The following is a 17,658-nucleotide window of genomic DNA, read 5'->3' on the forward strand; positions in this document are numbered from 1 at the left end:
CGCCGGCGGAGGGCAGGGATGCGAGTCAGTATTTTCGGGACCGGCTATGTGGGGCTTGTGACCGGCGCCTGCTTTGCCGAGGTGGGCAATGATGTCATCTGCGTGGACGTCAATGCCGACAAGATCGAGCAGCTCAACCGCGGTGAAATGCCCATCTACGAGCCGGGGCTCGAGTCGATGGTGGCGCGCAACCGCGCCGAGGGTCGGCTGCAGTTCACCACCGATGCCCAGGCAGCGGTGCAGCACGGGGAGTTCCAGTTCATTGCGGTGGGGACGCCGCCGGATGAGGATGGCTCGGCCGATCTGCGGCATGTGCTGTCCGTGGCCGACACCATCGCGACGTGGATGGATGATGAGCGGGTGATTGTCGATAAGTCGACGGTCCCGGTGGGCACGGCGGATCGGGTCCGCGAGGCGGTGGGCCGTCGCCTGCACGAGCGCGGCGCCCGGGTGCCGTATGCGGTGGTCTCGAACCCCGAGTTCCTGAAGGAAGGCGCAGCCATCGACGACTTCATGAAGCCCGAACGGGTCATCGTCGGCTGCGATGATGCGGTGGCGCGGGAGAAGCTGCACAGCCTCTACGCGCCGTTCAACCGCAACCATGATCGCCTGATCAGCATGGATGTGCGCTCCGCCGAGCTGACCAAGTACGCCGCCAACGCGATGCTCGCCACCAAGATCAGCTTCATGAACGAGCTCGCCAACATCGCCGACCGGGTCGGGGCGGATATCGAGCGCGTGCGGATCGGCATCGGCGCCGATCCCCGGATCGGCTATCACTTCATCTACCCCGGCGCCGGGTACGGTGGATCGTGCTTTCCCAAGGATGTGCAGGCGCTGGCCCGGACGGCCCATGACGTCGATTATGTCCCGCAGTTGCTGCAGGCGGTGGAAGAGGTCAATGATCGCCAGAAGCACTACCTGTTCAATCGCCTGCGCGAGCATTTCGGTGGCGATCTGGCCGGGCGCCGCTTCGCGCTCTGGGGGCTCGCCTTCAAGCCCAACACCGATGACATGCGCGAGGCCGCCAGCCGTCGCCTGATGGAGTCCTTGTGGGAGGCCGGCGCCGCGGTGCAGGCCTTCGACCCCAAGGCCATGGACGAGGCGCGGCGGCTGTACGGCGACCGCCCGGGTTTCACGCTCTGCGACAGCCCCGAAGCGGCGCTGGAGGGCTGCGACGCATTGGTCATCCTGACCGAGTGGAATCAGTTCCGGAGCCCGGATTTTGATCTCATCCGCGCGCGCCTGAACGAGCCGGTGATCGTCGACGGCCGGAATCTCTACGATCCGGCGGTGCTGGCGGGGCTCGGGTTTCATTACTACGCCATCGGGCGTCCGCCGGTGGTCCCCGGAAACGCAGGAGAATTGGCGTGAGTGATCAGACAACCCCACTGCCCATCCATCCGGTCATCCTCTCCGGAGGGATTGGCTCGCGGCTCTGGCCGCTGTCGCGCGAGGCCTATCCCAAGCAGTTCCTGGATGTCGCCGCCGGTGGGCGGACACTGGTCCAGCAGACCCTTGAGCGGCTGGTCGATCTGCCGGGGCTGGCCGCGCCAATGGTGGTCTGTAACCAGGCGCACCGCTTTCTGGTGGCCGAGCAGCTGCGTGACAGCCCGCTGGGCACCGCCCGTATCCTGCTCGAGCCGGTGGGCCGCAATACCGCGCCCGCAGTGGCCGTGGCCGCGCTGCAGGCCCTGCAGACCAGTGACGATGCCATTCTCGCGGTGTTTCCGGCGGACCACCTGGTGGCGCAGCCGGCCCACCTGCGTGAGGCGGTGACCCAGGCCATCGAGGCCGCCCATGCTGGCGGGCTGGTGACCTTCGGCGTGGTTCCCCACCGACCTGAGACGGGCTATGGCTACATCGAGGCCGGCGAGACCGTGGGGGGCGGCCCGGCCCGCGCCGTGCGCCAATTCGTCGAAAAGCCCGATGCCGAGACCGCGCGGGCCTACCTCGACAGCGGACGGTTCTACTGGAACTCGGGCATGTTCGTCATGCGGGCGTCGGCCTATCTGCAGGCCCTCCGGACCCACGCCCCGGCCATTCTCGAGGCCTGTGAGGCGGCGGTGGCCGGGGCCGAGCAGGACATGGATTTTGTCCGCCTGGACGCGGCCGCCTTCGAGCGCTGTCCGGCCGAGTCCATCGACTATGCGGTCATGGAGCCCACTGACGCGGCCGTCACGCTGGCGCTGGATGCCGGCTGGAGTGATCTGGGCTCGTGGGCGACGCTGATGGAGGCCGCCGAGCGGGATGCGGCCGGTAACGCCCTGATGGGGGATGTCCTGACCCGTGACAGCCACAACAATTACGTGCGGGCCGAAAGCCGGCTGGTCGCCACCGTCGGACTCGAGGACCATGTGGTGGTCGAGACCGCCGATTCGGTGCTGGTGGCACCGCGCGGCCAGGTGCATGCGGTCAAGGACATTGTCGAACAGCTGCGGGCGGATGGTCGGTCCGAGGCGCTCGAACATCGTGAGGTCCACCGTCCCTGGGGCAGCTACGAGGGGCTGGTGCGGGCGGCGCGCTTTCAGGTCAAGCGCATCATCGTCCATCCTGGCTCGCGGCTGTCGCTGCAGATGCATCACCACCGCGCCGAGCACTGGGTGGTCGTTCAGGGCACAGCCCGTGTGACCCGCGGTGATGAGGAGTTCCTGCTGGGCGAGGATCAGTCCACTTACATCCCGCTGGGGACCGTCCACCGGCTGGAGAACCCCGGCATGATCCCGCTCGAGCTGGTGGAAGTGCAGTCCGGCAGCTATCTGGGCGAGGACGACATCGTGCGCATTGAGGATCGGTATGGGCGCTAGTATTCTGCCCTCATGACACAACGAGTATACGTGCGGACTCACGGCTGCCAGATGAACGAGTACGATTCCATCAAGATGGTGGATGTGCTGGCGGCCGAAGGCGATTATGAGCGGGTCAGGACGCCGGAAGAGGCGGATGTGATCCTGCTGAATACCTGTTCGATCCGCGAGAAGGCCCAGGAGAAGGTGTTCTCCGAGCTTGGGCGCTGGCGGGCACTGAAAGACGACCACCCGGATCTGCTGATCGGTGTGGGCGGATGTGTCGCCAGTCAGGAGGGGGCCGCCATCGTCGAGCGTGCGCCCTACGTCGACATGGTGTTCGGTCCGCAGACCCTTCATCGCCTGCCGGACATGGTCACCCGGGCGCGCGAGAGTCGACGGGCGGTGGTGGATGTCAGCTTCCCCGAAATCGAGAAGTTCGACCGGCTGCCCGAGGCCCGGGCGGAGGGTCCCACGGCCTTTGTCTCGATCATGGAGGGCTGCAGCAAGTACTGCAGTTTCTGCGTAGTGCCCTACACCCGCGGCGAGGAAATCAGCCGCCCGTTCGACGACGTGCTCGCGGAATGCGCCGAGCTGGCCGAGCAGGGGGTGCGCGAGGTCACGCTGCTGGGGCAGAACGTCAATGGCTATGCGGCCGAGGGCCCTATGGGCGAGGCCGCGGACCTGGCGCTGCTGATCCATTACATCGCCGCCATCGACGGCATCGATCGCATCCGTTTCACCACCTCGCATCCGCTCGACTTCAACCAGGCGCTGGTGGATGCCTATGCCGAGGTCCCGGAGCTGGTCAATCATCTGCATCTGCCGGTCCAGAGCGGCTCCGATAATGTCCTGGCGCTGATGAAGCGCAATCACGGCCGTGATCACTTCCTTGATCTGGTGACGCGGCTGCGGGCCGCGCGCCCCGACATTACCCTGTCGTCGGATTTCATCATCGGCTTCCCCGGCGAGATGGATCGCGATTTTGAAGACACCATGGATCTGGTCGAGCAGGTCGGGTTCGACCAGTCGTTCAGTTTCATTTTCTCGCGGCGCCCGGGGACACCCGCCGCGCAACTGCCCGATGCCACCCCGCCGGAAGCCAAGAAGGCGCGGCTCAAGCGCCTGCAGGCACGCCTTGACGAGAACGCCCGGGCGATCAGCGAAGCCATGGTCGGGCGGGTCGAGTCGGTGCTGGTGGATGGTCTTTCGCGCAAGGATTCCAACGAGATCAAGGGCCGCACCCAGAACAACCGGGTGGTCAACTTCCCGGGCAATCCGCGGCTGATCGGCCGCTTCGTCCAGGTGCGCATAACCGAAGCACTGGCCCATTCGCTGCGCGGCGAGCTGGTGGATATCGACACGCAGCTTGAACCGGATCTGGCCGCGGTGGAGTCAGCTTGATCGGGCGAGGCACGGCCGAGGCAGTGGACTTTACCCTGACACCGGCGGACAACGACCGGTTGGCCAATCTCTGCGGGCAGTTCGATGAAAACCTGCGTCAGCTCGAACGCCGTCTGGGTGTGGAGATCGAGAACCGCGGGCATCGCTTTCGCATCATCGGCGACGAGGCGGCCACCGATGTGGCCCGGGATGTGGTGCGGGCGCTCTATCGTCAGACACCCCGCGAGTCCATTGGCGCCGAGCACGTGCACCTGCAGCTGCGCAGCGCCGAGGCGGAGGCCGAAGACACCCCGCCGGCGGCAGCCGGTGATCAGCCGACCCCGGATGGGCCCGTGGATGACGATGTCTCCATCCCCACCCGCAAGGGGCTGATCCGGGGGCGCGGGCCCAACCAGCGCGGCTATCTGGCCGCCATTCAGCGCTGCGATCTGACCTTTGGGATCGGACCGGCGGGCACCGGCAAGACCTATCTGGCCGTGGCCTGCGCGGTGGAAGCGCTGCAGCAGGACCGGGTCGAGCGCCTGGTGCTGGTCCGCCCGGCGGTCGAGGCGGGCGAGCGACTGGGGTTCCTGCCCGGCGATCTGGCGCAGAAGGTGGATCCCTATCTGCGGCCGCTGTATGACGCGCTGTTCGAAATGCTCGGCTTTGAGCGGGTCAATAAGCTGATCGAGCGCAACGTCATCGAGGTCGCGCCGCTGGCCTATATGCGCGGGCGGACGCTGAACGGCGCGTTCATCATCCTCGACGAGGCGCAGAACACCACCGTCGAGCAGATGAAGATGTTCCTCACGCGCCTCGGCTTTGGCTCCACCGCCGTGGTCACCGGCGATGTCACCCAGATCGACCTGCCCGCCGGCAAGACCTCGGGGCTGCGGGATGCCGTGGACGTGCTCCATGAGGTCGAGGGGGTCAGTTTTACCTTCTTCAACGCCCGCGATGTCGTCCGCCACGATCTGGTGCAGCGCATCGTGCGCGCCTACGATCGCCATACCGACGATTCAAGCAACGACTGACCCCTCATGCGCCATTTTGATCTGCAGTGTGTCACCGACGAATCGGTGCCCGGGACCGGTGACTTCGAGCGTTGGATCGCCGCGGCGCTGGCCGGCCGCCGCGAGGACTGGGAAATGGCGGTCCGGCTGGTGGACGAGCCTGAGAGCCAGGCCCTCAACCGGGATTACCGCGGTCATGACCGGCCCACCAACGTCCTGTCGTTTCCCGCCGACCTGCCCGAGGGCGTCGAGCTACCCCTGCTGGGGGATCTGGTGATCTGCGCGCCGGTCGTCCGGCGCGAGGCCGACGCCCAGGGCAAGACGGCATCGGCACACTGGGCGCATCTCACCGTCCACGGCGTGCTTCACTTGCTAGGCTTCGATCACATGGATAGCGTAGAGGCGGATACCATGGAGGCGGAAGAGCGCGGCATCATGGCGCAGCTGGGTTACGACGACCCCTATCAATCAGAGCTGACCCCGGCATGAGCGACGGATCGTCCGCGCCGGTCGGACAGAAAACCTGGCTCATGCGCATCGGCAGGGCCCTGGGCGGTCAGGACCCCCAGAGCCGCGACGACGTGGTCGAAACGCTCCGCGCCGCCCACCAGCATGGCATCCTCGATGCCGATGCGCTGTCGATGTGCGAAGGCGTGCTGCATGTCGCCGAGCTACAGGTGCGCGATGTGATGATCCCGCGCTCCAAGGTCTCGCTGCTGCGCCGCTCGGAATCGGTCTGGGACCTGCTGCCGGCGATCATCGAGAGTGGCCACTCGCGCTTTCCGGTCACCGGCGATAACCGCGATGACGTCATCGGTATCCTCATCGCCAAGGACCTGCTGCCGTATCTCGATCCCCAGCATCAGCGCGAGTTCCAGCTCCGCGAACTGCTGCGCCCGGCGCTGTTCGTGCCCGAGAGCAAACGCCTTGACGCCCTGCTCAAGCTCTTTCAGGAAAGCCGCAATCACCTGGCGATCGTGGTCGATGAATACGGCGGTCTGGCCGGGATCGTGACCATCGAGGATGTCATCGAACAGATCGTCGGCGAGATCGATGACGAGCACGACCTGGATGACGACGCCTGGATTCTCAACCGCACCGACGATGGCCAGACCGTGGTCAAGGCGCTGACGCCCATCGAGACCTTCAATGATCATTTCGGCACGGCATTCAGCGATGAGGAGTTCGACACCATTGGTGGGGTCGTGGCCAACGGCTTCGGCCGCGTTCCGCGACGTGGCGAGCACCTGGTCCTCGAAGATCTGCGCTTTGATGTGGTGCGGGCCGACAGTCGTCGACTGCACCTGCTGATGGTGACCCCGCAGCCGGCATGTCGCGACTGATCCGTCTGCCGCTGGCGCTGGCGGCGGGCGGCCTTCTGTCGCTGGGCTTTGCACCGTTCGACTGGATCTGGACCCCGTTCGTCACGCTGGCCGCGATCTTCGCCGCCGTCTCGGTGCTGTCCTCGCCGCGGGCCGTGCTCGCCACCGCCTACGCCTTCGGCCTCGGCTATGCCGGCAGCGGTGTGTACTGGATCTATCACAGCATTGCCGACTACGGGGGTGGGCCGCTGGCGGGCGGCGTGGCCACGGGGGTTCTGGTGGCGCTGTTCGCGCTCATCCCCACGCTGGCGCTGGCTGGCGGCTGGTGGCTGGGCGCGGGCGATCGCCGCCGCACCCGGCTGCTGGCGCTTCCCCTGGTCTGGGTGGCGATCGAGTGGGTGCGCAGTTGGCTGGCCACCGGCGCCACCTGGCTGAGCGTGGGTTACACCCAGATCGACACCCCCCTGGCGGCGCTGGCCCCGGTGGCGGGGGTCTATGGGGTGAGTCTGGCGGTCGTGCTCATCGCCGGCGTGCTGGCTGATGCCATTGTCTCGCCGCGGCCTCAGCGGGCCGGTCTGGCGCTGGGGACGGTCGCGCTGATCGCGGCGGCCGCCTGGGCGCTGGATGATGAGTGGACGCGGCCCGTCGATGCCCCCCTCAGCGTGTCGATCCTGCAGGGCAATATCGATCAGGCCCGTAAATGGGATCCGGATGAGCGCGGGGCGATTCTGCGCGAGTATCTGCAGATGAGCCGCGCCCGGTTGGGTGATGACCTGATCATCTGGCCCGAAACCGCCCTGCCGGTGTTCTATCGTCAGGCACGGCAGTGGCTCGATCCACTGGCCCGGGAGGCGCGGGCGGCCGGCAGCGAGCTGGTTCTGGGCGCACCGGTGGCCCGGGGCGAGCGACGCTACAACGCCGTCGTGGTGGCCGGCGAGCCCCCGCGTTACTACTTCAAGCGCCATCTGGTGCCATTCGGTGAATATGTGCCGTTTCGCGATATCGCGGGCGGCATTCTGGATTTTGTCGGCACGCCGCTGGGCGATTTCACTGCCGGGCGCTCGGCGGCGCCGCTGACCGCCGCCGGCCACGAGCTGGGCGTGAGCATCTGCTATGAGGTCACCTTCGGGGCCGAGGTGGCCGCGGCCCTGCCCGCCGCCGATCTGTTGCTCAACGTCAGTAACGATGCCTGGTTCGGCCACTCGAGCGCCCCCTGGCAGCACCTGCAGATGGCGCGGATGCGCGCCCTTGAGACCGGGCGTGAAATGATCCGCGCCACCAACACCGGGGTGTCCGCGATCATCGGTGCGGATGGCGGGCTGCGCCGGATGGGGCCGCTGTTCGAGGCGGCGGTCCTGACGGCCACGGTTCAGCCCTATCAGGGCACCACACCCTATGGGCGCGCCGGCGACTGGCCGCTGGTGGGGCTGGCTCTCGCCGGCATTGGCGGGCTGCTGCTGCGCCGGCGCCGGCGATAGGTGATTCGCCGCTACCCTGGCCAAGCCGTTAGACTGAACGCACAACGCCACCGAGGAGTGAGGGCAATGACTGACAACGAGCAACCGCGGGATCACGAAGTCCACGGTTATGAGCGCATGCTTGAGCGTGTTCGCGAGCGCCTGGAGAGCACCGGCGACGCCGTGGAAAAAGGCTTTCACGAGGCGCTGGACGCCGCCCGCGAGCGCAGTGTGGCCCTGGGCGAACTGACCCGGGAGGAGGCCGACCGCGTGGCCGAGTGGCTGCAGCGCGACCTTGAGGACGCCGCCGAGTACGTCGGCAGGGCCCGGGGCACCTACGCCGACTGGCTGCATATGGACCTGCAGCTGGTGGAGAACTGGATCTGGGATCGCTTTTCGTCGGTGGCCGATCAGACCCGGCTGCAGTGGCAGGCCCTGAATCGGCAGCTGCAGGCGGCGGCCCGCTATCATACCGGCGAGGTCACCGGTCCGGGCACGCTGGTCTGCCGCGACTGTGGCGAGGTCCTGCACTTCAAGCGCACTGGTCATATCCCGCCGTGTCCCAAGTGCCACGGCAGCCGTTTCGAGCGGGCCGCGCGCCAGACGACGGGCTGACGGCAGGTGCAATCACGCCCGGCGCCGGGGTATCCTCTCGCCCCATGGAAAAGCAATACGACCCCGCCCGTTTAGAGACTGACGCGCAGGCCTACTGGGACGACCAGGGCTGCTTTCGGGTCACCGAAGACCCCGAGCGCGAATCCTTCTATTGCCTGTCGATGCTGCCGTACCCCAGTGGCCGGCTGCACATGGGCCATGTCCGCAATTACACCATCGGCGATGTCATCAGTCGCTATCAGCGCATGCAGGGCCGCAATGTCCTGCAGCCGATGGGTTGGGACGCCTTCGGCCTGCCGGCGGAGAACGCCGCCATCAAGCGCGGCGTGCCGCCGGCGGAGTGGACGTATCAGAACATTGACCACATGCGCCGCCAATTGCAGCGCATGGGCTATGGCTATGACTGGAGCCGCGAGGTCACCACCTGTTCGCCCTCGTATTACCGCTGGGAGCAGCAGATGTTCACCCGTCTGCTCGAGCGGGGCCTGGTGTATCGGGCGAGCGCGGTGGTCAACTGGGATCCGGTGGATCAGACCGTCCTCGCCAACGAGCAGGTGGTCGAGGGACGCGGCTGGCGCTCGGGCGCGAAGGTCGAGCGCCGTGAGATCCCGCAGTGGTTTCTGCGCATCACCGACTATGCCGATGAGTTGCTGGACGGGCTGGATGCCCTGCCGGGCTGGCCGGATGCGGTCAAGACCATGCAGCGCAACTGGATCGGCCGCTCACAGGGCATCGAGCTCGACTTTGCCCTGGCCCGTGGTGGCGAGCCCCTGCGGGTCTATACGACCCGGCCGGACACGCTCTATGCCGCCACCTACATGGCCGTGGCGGCTGACCACCCGCTGGCCGTCGAGGCCGGCCGGCAGGATGTCACGGTGGCGGCATTCCTCCACGAGATCCGTCAGGGCGCGGTCACCGAGGAGGCCATGGAAAAGCTCGAGAAAAAGGGCATGCCCCTGGGTGTCGAGGCGATCAATCCGCTTTCCGGCGAACGCATTCCCGTGTGGGTCGCCAATTTTGTGCTCATGGGATACGGCACCGGCGCGATCATGGCGGTGCCGGGGCACGATGCCCGCGACCACGAGTTTGCGACCCGCTTCGGTCTGCCCATCCGTCAGGCGGTGGGCCCGGCGGATGGCACGGCCGTCGATGTCGAGGCTGAGCCGTGGACCGCGAAGGAGCACTTGGTAACGGTCAATGCCGGCCCGTTCACGGGGATGGACTTCGCAACGGCTTTCGATGCGATTGCCCGCCATCTCGAGGCGGAAGGCATCGGCCGGCGCACCACCAATTACCGGCTGCGCGACTGGGGCGTCTCGCGGCAGCGTTACTGGGGCTGCCCGATCCCGGTGATCCATTGCCCGGACTGCGGCGCGGTGCCGGTCCCCGATGAGGATCTGCCGGTGACGCTGCCCGAGAATGTCACCTTCAGCGGCGTGCAGTCACCGCTGCGCACGGACGAGGCCTGGCGCCGGGTGGTCTGCCCGTGCTGTGGCGGCGGGGCTGAGCGCGAGACCGACACCTTCGATACCTTTGTCGAGTCCTCCTGGTATTACGCCCGCTACTGCAGCCCCGACGCCGATGCCATGCTCGACGAGCGCGCCGACCACTGGCTGCCGGTGGATCAGTACATCGGCGGCATCGAGCATGCCGTGATGCATCTGCTGTACTTCCGCTTCTGGCACAAGCTCATGCGCGATCTGGGCTATATCAGCAGCGATGAGCCCGCCACGAACCTGCTCTGTCAGGGCATGGTGCTGGCTGAAGCCTTCTATCACGACAGCGACGCCGGCGGCCGCGAGTGGGTGGCGCCGGCCGATGTCGAGACCGAGCGTGACGGCAAGGGCCGCATCGTGCGTGCCACGCGTCGCAGTGACGGCGCCGAGCTGGTGGCCACGGGCTGGACCACCATGTCCAAGTCAAAGAATAACGGCGAGGACCCGGAAACCCTCGTGACGCGGTTCGGGGCCGATACCCTGCGGCTTTTCACGATGTTTGCCGCGCCGCCGGATCAGGCGCTGGAATGGCAGGACAGCGGGGTCGAGGGGGCATCGCGGTTCCTGCGCCGCCTCTATGGGCTGGTGCATGACCATGTCAGCGCCGGGCCGTGTCCCGCCGACCGGGTGACCGAGGGGCTGGATGACGAGGCCGTGGCATTGCGGCGTAAGCTGCATGAGACCATCGCCAAGGTGGGCGACGACATCGGCCGTCGTTACACCTTCAATACCGCCATCGCGGCGATCATGGAGCTGTGCAATGCCCTGGGTCGCTATGCCGGCACCGGGCCGGTGGCCCGCGGCGTGCGTCAGGAGGCCCTCGAGGCCGTGGTTCTCATGCTCCAGCCCATCACCCCGCACCTCAGCCATGGCCTGTGGACGGCGCTTGGCCGGGCGGGGGCGGCGGTGGATCAGCCCTGGCCCGCCGTCGATGAGGCGGCCCTGCGCCGCGATGAGGTCGAGCTGGTGGTACAGGTCAACGGCAAGCTGCGCAGCCGGATCGCGGTGGCGGCGGACGCGGCCGAGGCGACCATCCGCGAGCAGGCCCTGGCCGACGAGCATGTCCGGCGATTCATCGACGACCGCACCGTGCGCAAGGTGATTGTCGTGCCCGGTCGTCTGGTCAACGTGGTCGCGCCCTGATGGCGGTCGGACGGCTCGCTCTGGCCGTGGCGCTGGCGCTGGTGGTGGCTGCCTGCGGCTGGCAGCTGCGCGGCGCGGGTGGGGGCGGTTTCGAGGGCGTGCCCGTGGCGATCGGCGGATCCATCGACAATCGCTTCAGCAACCGGCTTGCCGAGCGCCTGCGCGGCCTTGACGCCACGGTGGTGGAGCAGGCCGCCGATGCCCGGGTGGTCATCGAAATCCTCGAGGCCTCGAGCCGGCGACGCACGGTGGCAACCGATGCGGACGGCTTCGCCAGTGAGTACGAGCTGCGCTATCAAATCCGCTTCAGTCTCAGGGCCGGCGGCAGGGCCGGCCCCGATCAGGCAACCTTCTCAAGCCAGACCGTGCGCACCTCGGCCAGTTACCCGGCAGACCCGGGCAATCTGCAGGGACGCGATGCCGAGGAGGAGGATCTGCGCCGCGACCTGCGCGACGACGCCCTCCAGCTGCTGCTCTCGCGGGTGGGTCGGCGGCTCTAGGCCGGGCGGTCATGCCGGAGATCCGCTTCGACGAGTTGCCCCAGCGCATCGACCGCGGGCTGGCGCCGGTCTACCTGATCGCCGGCGAAGAGCCGCTACTGATCGAAGAGGCCCTGGATCGGCTGCGCCAGCGCGCCCGTGGCGAGGGTTACGACGAGCGCGAGGTTCTGCACGTCGACGCCGGATTTGACTGGAACCGCCTGGCCACCGCCGCCGATAATCTCTCGCTGTTCACCGAACGTCGGCTCATCGAACTGCGACTGCCCGGCGGCAAGCCGGGTCGTGATGGCAGTGCCGTGCTCAAGGCTCGAGCCGCCGCGCCCGACCCCGGGCATATCCTGATCGTGATCGCCGGTCGTCTCGAAACCGCGCAGCGTCAGTCGGCCTGGGCCAAGGCCATCGCCAGCGCCGGTGTCATGAGCTACGCCTGGCCGCTGCGCCGCCACGAGCTCACCGGCTGGGCCCGACGCCGGGCGCGCGAGCGGGACCTGGATCTGGATACCGCCACGGCCGGCCTGATTGCCGAGCGCAATGAGGGCAATCTGCTGGCGCTGGCGCAGGAGATCGACAAACTGGCGCTGCTGGCGGACGGGCGTGCGGTGGATGCCGAATGGGCGAGTGAGGCCATCAGTGACAGTGCCCGGTTTGCCGTCTTTGACCTGCCCGAGGCCATGCTGGCCGGCGATCCGGCGCGTACGCTGCGCATCCTCGCACGGCTGCGCGGCGAGGGTGAGGAGCCGGTGCTGGTGCTTTGGGGGGTCGCCCGGGACATCCGTGTGCTCGCCGATCTGCAGGCCTCAATGGCGGCGGGCGAGCGGGCGGCCGCGGTGATGGCCCGCCACCGGGTCTGGAAGAACCGCCAGCCCCGGCTGCAGACCATCGCCCGCGGGACGCCGCGTGGCGTCTGGGAGCGCTTGCTGAGCCGGGCGGCCCGGGTGGATCGTGTCATTAAGGGGGCCGAGTCAGGCCGGCCCTGGGATGAATTACTGGAACTCTCGAGTGTTGTGGCGCGGGGCGTCGCAACCGCCGATCGCAGGGAGAAAAACGGATGAGTGAAATCAACGCCACCATGCGCGGGATCGGGCAGACCGCCCGCGCCGCGAGCCGTCGTCTGGCCGCCAGTGAGGCCGGCGCGCGCAATGCCGCGCTCCGGGCCATCGCCGAGCGGTTGCGGGATGATCGCGCGGCCCTCGAGACCGCCAATGAAAAGGACCTGGCCGCCGGGCGCGGGAACGGCCTGGATGCCGCGCTGCTCGATCGGTTGACACTGACCGACGCCCGCATCGATGCGATGGCCGACGGCCTCGAGCAGATCGCCGCACTGCCGGATCCGGTGGGCGCGGTCAGCCACCTCGATCCCATGCCAAGCGGTATCCGCGTGGGCCGGATGCGCGTGCCGCTGGGTGTGGTCGGCATCATCTACGAGTCGCGGCCCAACGTGACCGCCGACGCCGCGGCGCTCTGCCTCAAGTCGGGCAACGCCTGCGTGCTTCGGGGCGGCTCCGAAGCGCTGCACTCCAACCAGGCCATTGCGGCCTGCATTGCCGCCGGGCTGGCCGATGCGGGGCTGCCCGAGACCGCGGTCCAGGTGGTCCGCACCACTGACCGGGCGGCCGTCGGAGCGATGATCACCCTCGATGAATACATTGACGTCCTGGTGCCCCGCGGCGGCAAGGGGCTGATCGAGCGCATCATGCGCGAGGCGACAGTGCCCATGATCAAGCACCTGGACGGGGTCTGCCACTGCTACGTCGATGCGGATGCCGATCCGGCCATGGCCGAGCGCGTCGTGGTCAACGCCAAGACCCAGCGCTACGGGACCTGCAACACCCTCGAGACGCTGCTGGTGGATGCGTCGGTGGCGGCTTCGCTGCTGCCACGCTTCAAGGCCGCCTTTGATGCCCATGGGGTCGAGCTGCGTGGCTGCGAGCGGAGTCGGGCGCTGGTTGATGGCCTGACCGCCGCCGAGCCGGCCGACTGGGATGCCGAGTATCTGGCGCCGATTCTGGCGGTGGCCGTGGTGGATGGCCTTGATGCGGCCATCGAGCACATCGACCGGCACGGCTCGGGGCATACCGACGCCATCGTCACCCGGGATCATGCCCGCGCCCAGCGCTTTCTCCGCGAAGTGGATTCGAGCTCGGTCATGGTCAACGCCTCGACGCGGTTCGCGGACGGCTTCGAATACGGGCTTGGCGCTGAGATCGGCATCAGCACGGACAAGCTCCACGCCCGGGGGCCGGTCGGCCTGGAGGGCCTGACCACACAGAAATACATCGTCCTGGGCGAGGGGCATGTGCGCGAATGAGTGACCCGCAGGCGGCGCCGGTGGCGGTGCTGGGCGGCACCTTCGATCCGGTCCACTATGGCCATCTGCGTCCGGCCATCGAGCTGCTCGAGGCCCTGGGGCTGTCACAGATCCGGCTGGTGCCCGGTCATGTCCCGCCGCATCGCCCCCAGCCGCGGCTGGGGGCTCAGGCCCGGGCGCGGCTGCTGGAGACCGCCGTCGCCGGTATCCCGGGTCTGGCGGTGGATCGCTGCGAGCTGGATCGCTCAGGCCCGTCCTATACCGTCGACACGCTGGCCGGTCTGCGCCGCCGGCTCGGCGGGCACCGGCCGCTGTGCTTTATCATGGGGCGCGATGCGTTTCGTGGGCTCATGCAATGGCATCAGTGGGAGGCGTTGACCCGCCAGGCCCATCTTGTGGTCATGACCCGCGGCGGCGATGCCGAAGCGCTGCCGCCGGCGCTTGTCGAGTGGATGCGGCCGCGGCGGATGCATGATCCGGCGGCGCTGCGACGCTCGCCGTCCGGTGGCGTGCTGTTTCAGGCGGTATCCCGGCTCGAGATCTCCGCCACCGGCATCCGTCGGTGCCTGGCGCTGGGTCGCTCGGCGCAGGGGCTGATGCCTGATGTCGTCTGGCACGAACTGGCTTCCAGTGGATGCTATGGTTATCCGCAAGTATCAAGGGCGTCGTCGCCCGGGAGGTTGAACCCCCATCATGTCTGAACCCGCTGTCCAGGCCCAGTCGCTGTGTGATCGGGTGGTGACCGCACTCGATGACCTCAAGGCGGTGGATCCGCGTGTCATCGACGTCCGTGGACGCACCCCGATCACCGATTTCATGGCCTTTGCCACCGGCAATTCGCGTCGCCATGTCCGCTCCATCGCCGAGGCGGTGGTCGATGCCGCCCGCGAGCAGGGGCACCGGCCCGCCGGTATTGAAGGCCTCGACGACAGCGAGTGGGTGCTGGTGGATCTCGGTGACGTGGTGGTCCACGTCATGCTTGAGGATGTCCGCGACTTCTATCGCCTCGAGCGCATCTGGACGGTGGGCGACGGGCAGGAGGCCTGAGGGCGATGCGCCTGAACATGGTCGCCGTGGGGCGGCGTCCGCCGGACTGGATCCGCACCGGCGTCGACGAATTCGCGCAGCGCATGCCCCGGCATCTGCCCCTCGCGGTGAAGGCGGTGAACCCGGGTGACGCCCGGCGCAGCGGCGATGTCGACCGGGCGCGCGCCCAGGAGGCCGATGCACTGCTGGCCGCCGCCGGGTCAGCACGCCTGATCGCCCTGGATGAAAGGGGGCGGTCATGGCGCACCCCGGATCTGGCCGAGTACCTGGACGCCGCCCTGCATGAGGGGCGCGATCTGGCCTTTGTAATCGGCGGCGCGGACGGGCTTGACCAGCGCTGCCTGAATGCCGCCGAGCGTCGCTGGTCGCTGTCCGCGCTCACCCTGCCGCACATGCTTGTGCGCGTCATCGTCGCCGAGCAGCTCTACCGCGCGTGGACGCTGCTCGCCGGCCATCCCTATCACCGCGCCTGATCGGTGCCCGCCGCTGGAGGTTGAAATGACATCGACACACCCTTCCACCACCGACCCCGACCTGGTCCTGGCCTCCGCCTCGCCGCGGCGGGCCGAGATCCTCGAGCGCATGGGCGTGCGTTTTCAGACGGTTCCGCAGGCCGTGGACGAGCAGGTCCTGCCCGACGAGACCCCCGAAGTGTTCGTGTTTCGACTGGCCCTGGAAAAGGCCCGGGCGGGTTGGGCCGGACTGGGCGGCGATGGGCATGTGCCGGTGCTCGGCGCGGACACGGCGGTCGTGGTCGATGACACCCTCCTGGGTAAACCCGCCGATCGGGACGCCGCTCTGGGCATGCTCGAGCAGCTGTCGGGGCGCACCCACCGGGTGCTGACCGCCATCGCCATGGTGGATGGTCAGCGCGAGCTCACGCGCCTGTCGCTGAGCATGGTCACCCTGCGCCACCTGGGGACGGCCGAGCGTGAGGCCTACTGGCGCAGTGGCGAGCCCATCGACAAGGCCGGCGGCTACGCCATCCAGGGCCGCGGCGGGGTGTTCGTCGAACAGCTCGAGGGCAGCTACAGCGGCGTCATGGGCCTGCCCATGGTAGAAACCCATGATCTGCTGACCGAGTTTGGCATCGATTATCAGTCCCGCTGGCTGGCGGAGCAGTGAGCCGGGAACTGCTCGTCAACATCACTCCCCAGGAAACCCGCGTGGCGGCCCTGGATAACGGCAGCGTCCAGGAGATCCACATCGAGCGGGCGCGCAGTCGCGGTCTAGTGGGCAATATCTATCTCGGCCAGGTGTCGCGGGTGCTGCCGGGCATGCAGGCGGCCTTTGTCGATGCCGGTCTCCAGCGCACCGCCTTCCTGCACGCCTCGGACATCAATGCCAGCCAGGCGCTGGTGGATCGCCCCAGTCATGAGCCGCGCAGCATTCAGCATCTGCTGCGTGAGCAACAACGCATCCTCGTGCAGGTGCTCAAGGACCCCATTGGCGGCAAGGGGGCGCGGCTGACCACCCAGATCGCGATCCCCTCGCGCTACCTGGTGCTGCTGGTGGATAACCCCGGCGTGGGGGTATCGGCACGTATCGAGTCGGCGTCGGCCCGGGAGCGGCTGCGCGCCATCGGGACCTCGCTGCTGGACGGCGACGCCCACAAGGGTTGTATTTTCCGAACCGCCGCCGAGAACGCCAGCGAACAGGCGCTGGCCCGTGACTGGCAGTATCTGCAGCGACTCTGGGCGTCAATCCATGCGCGCGCCCAGGAGGCGCAGCCGACGACGCTGCTGCACGAGGATCTGCCACTGATGATGCGCGTTCTGCGCGATTCGGTGGACGAGGACGTGGAGCGCATTCGCATCGACTCGCGGGAATGGCATGAGCGCATGCTCTCGTTCAGCGAGACCTTTCTGCCCGATGCCCGCTCGCGCCTCGAGCATTATCCCGGCGAGCGTCCGATTTTTGACCTCTACGGGGTCGAGGACGAAATCCAGCGTGCCCTGCAGCGGCGGGTCACCCTCAAGTCCGGGGGGTACCTGATCATCGATCAGACCGAGGCGCTGACCACCATTGACGTCAACACCGGCGGTTACGTGGGGCATCGCACCCTTGAGGAGACCATCTTCAAGACCAACCTCGAGGCGGCCCAGGCCATTGCCCGCCAGCTGCGACTGCGCAACCTCGGCGGTATCATCATCATCGATTTCATCGACATGGAGACCGCTGAACACCGCCGTCAGGTGATGCGAAGCCTTGCCAAGGGGCTCGAGCATGACCAGGCGCGCACTCAGATCAGCGAGGTCTCGTCGCTGGGGCTGGTGGAGATGACCCGCAAACGCATCCGCGAGTCACTGCAGAACCAGCTGTGCGTGTCCTGTCCCACCTGTGGCGGCCGCGGCCACCTGAAAAGCGCCGAGACGGTCATCCACGAGATCACCCGTGAGATCCTGCGTGAGGCCCGCCAGTTCGAGATATCGCGGCTGATGGTGCTGGCGGCTCAGGATGTGGTGGACCGCGCCCTGGAAGAGGAAAGCGACAGCTTGGCCGAGCTTGAGGCATTCATTGGCAAGCCCATCGTGTTTCAGGCCGAACCGCTCTATAACCCAGAGCAGTTCGATGTGGTGCTGATGTAG

The 17,658-nt window shown here is 67.5% G+C and carries 17 protein-coding genes; all 17 read left to right on the forward strand.

Annotation, left to right across the window (positions count from 1 at the left end; all coding sequences use genetic code 11):
• The first annotated feature begins 18 nt into the window (after positions 1–18).
• The 17 genes from FPL11_RS06835 (at position 19) to rng (ending at position 17,658) form a co-directional block, all read left to right on the forward strand.
• Positions 19–1,374 carry a UDP-glucose dehydrogenase family protein gene (locus tag FPL11_RS06835; RefSeq protein ID WP_144347972.1) on the forward strand — a complete coding sequence of 452 codons (1,356 nt, stop codon included), beginning with the start codon at positions 19–21 and terminating at the stop codon, positions 1,372–1,374.
• Complete coding sequence (locus FPL11_RS06840) at positions 1,371–2,807, forward strand: mannose-1-phosphate guanylyltransferase/mannose-6-phosphate isomerase (protein ID WP_281283409.1); 1,437 nt, start codon at positions 1,371–1,373, stop codon at positions 2,805–2,807. The genes FPL11_RS06835 and FPL11_RS06840 overlap by 4 nt, the downstream gene beginning before the upstream one ends.
• Before the next feature lie 12 nt (positions 2,808–2,819).
• Positions 2,820–4,190: a tRNA (N6-isopentenyl adenosine(37)-C2)-methylthiotransferase MiaB gene (gene miaB, locus FPL11_RS06845; protein ID WP_144347973.1), complete on the forward strand. Its 1,371-nt coding sequence runs from the start codon at positions 2,820–2,822 to the stop codon at positions 4,188–4,190.
• Positions 4,187–5,203 (forward strand): PhoH family protein, encoded by a 1,017-nt coding sequence (locus FPL11_RS06850; RefSeq protein WP_235011849.1) that lies wholly within the window; start codon positions 4,187–4,189, stop codon positions 5,201–5,203. The genes miaB and FPL11_RS06850 overlap by 4 nt, the downstream gene beginning before the upstream one ends.
• 6 nt (positions 5,204–5,209) lie before the next feature.
• On the forward strand, positions 5,210–5,671 hold the full coding sequence (ybeY, locus tag FPL11_RS06855) for an rRNA maturation RNase YbeY (protein ID WP_144347974.1): 462 nt from the start codon (positions 5,210–5,212) through the stop codon (positions 5,669–5,671).
• Positions 5,668–6,525: a CorC family transporter gene (locus FPL11_RS06860; RefSeq protein ID WP_069134076.1), complete on the forward strand. Its 858-nt coding sequence runs from the start codon at positions 5,668–5,670 to the stop codon at positions 6,523–6,525. Before ybeY ends, FPL11_RS06860 begins: the two co-directional genes overlap by 4 nt.
• Positions 6,513–7,982 carry an apolipoprotein N-acyltransferase gene (lnt, locus tag FPL11_RS06865; RefSeq protein ID WP_144347975.1) on the forward strand — a complete coding sequence of 490 codons (1,470 nt, stop codon included), beginning with the start codon at positions 6,513–6,515 and terminating at the stop codon, positions 7,980–7,982. The genes FPL11_RS06860 and lnt overlap by 13 nt, the downstream gene beginning before the upstream one ends.
• 66 nt (positions 7,983–8,048) lie before the next feature.
• On the forward strand, positions 8,049–8,576 hold the full coding sequence (locus FPL11_RS06870) for a zinc ribbon-containing protein (protein ID WP_069134077.1): 528 nt from the start codon (positions 8,049–8,051) through the stop codon (positions 8,574–8,576).
• Between the two features lie 44 nt (positions 8,577–8,620).
• Positions 8,621–11,215, forward strand: a complete 2,595-nt coding sequence (gene leuS, locus FPL11_RS06875; RefSeq protein ID WP_144347976.1) for a leucine--tRNA ligase — start codon at positions 8,621–8,623, stop codon at positions 11,213–11,215.
• Positions 11,215–11,715 carry an LPS-assembly lipoprotein LptE gene (locus FPL11_RS06880; protein ID WP_144347977.1) on the forward strand — a complete coding sequence of 167 codons (501 nt, stop codon included), beginning with the start codon at positions 11,215–11,217 and terminating at the stop codon, positions 11,713–11,715. Before leuS ends, FPL11_RS06880 begins: the two co-directional genes overlap by 1 nt.
• Positions 11,716–11,726: 11 nt before the next feature.
• Positions 11,727–12,767 carry a DNA polymerase III subunit delta gene (gene holA, locus FPL11_RS06885; protein ID WP_069134080.1) on the forward strand — a complete coding sequence of 347 codons (1,041 nt, stop codon included), beginning with the start codon at positions 11,727–11,729 and terminating at the stop codon, positions 12,765–12,767.
• Entirely contained in the window at positions 12,764–14,023 is a 1,260-nt protein-coding gene (locus FPL11_RS06890) for a glutamate-5-semialdehyde dehydrogenase (RefSeq protein WP_144347978.1), read from the forward strand. Before holA ends, FPL11_RS06890 begins: the two co-directional genes overlap by 4 nt.
• Positions 14,020–14,724, forward strand: a complete 705-nt coding sequence (gene nadD, locus FPL11_RS06895) for a nicotinate-nucleotide adenylyltransferase (RefSeq protein ID WP_144347979.1) — start codon at positions 14,020–14,022, stop codon at positions 14,722–14,724. Before FPL11_RS06890 ends, nadD begins: the two co-directional genes overlap by 4 nt.
• Entirely contained in the window at positions 14,717–15,070 is a 354-nt protein-coding gene (rsfS, locus tag FPL11_RS06900; protein ID WP_144347980.1) for a ribosome silencing factor, read from the forward strand. Before nadD ends, rsfS begins: the two co-directional genes overlap by 8 nt.
• 5 nt (positions 15,071–15,075) lie before the next feature.
• Positions 15,076–15,543 (forward strand): 23S rRNA (pseudouridine(1915)-N(3))-methyltransferase RlmH, encoded by a 468-nt coding sequence (gene rlmH, locus FPL11_RS06905; RefSeq protein WP_144347981.1) that lies wholly within the window; start codon positions 15,076–15,078, stop codon positions 15,541–15,543.
• Between the two features lie 25 nt (positions 15,544–15,568).
• A complete protein-coding gene (locus FPL11_RS06910) occupies positions 15,569–16,195 on the forward strand; it encodes a Maf family protein (protein WP_144347982.1) in 627 nt (208 codons plus the stop codon).
• On the forward strand, positions 16,192–17,658 hold the full coding sequence (gene rng / locus FPL11_RS06915; RefSeq protein WP_144347983.1) for a ribonuclease G: 1,467 nt from the start codon (positions 16,192–16,194) through the stop codon (positions 17,656–17,658). The genes FPL11_RS06910 and rng overlap by 4 nt, the downstream gene beginning before the upstream one ends.

Source organism: Spiribacter aquaticus (assembly GCF_007625215.1).
Taxonomy (GTDB): Bacteria; Pseudomonadota; Gammaproteobacteria; order Nitrococcales; family Nitrococcaceae; genus Spiribacter; species Spiribacter roseus.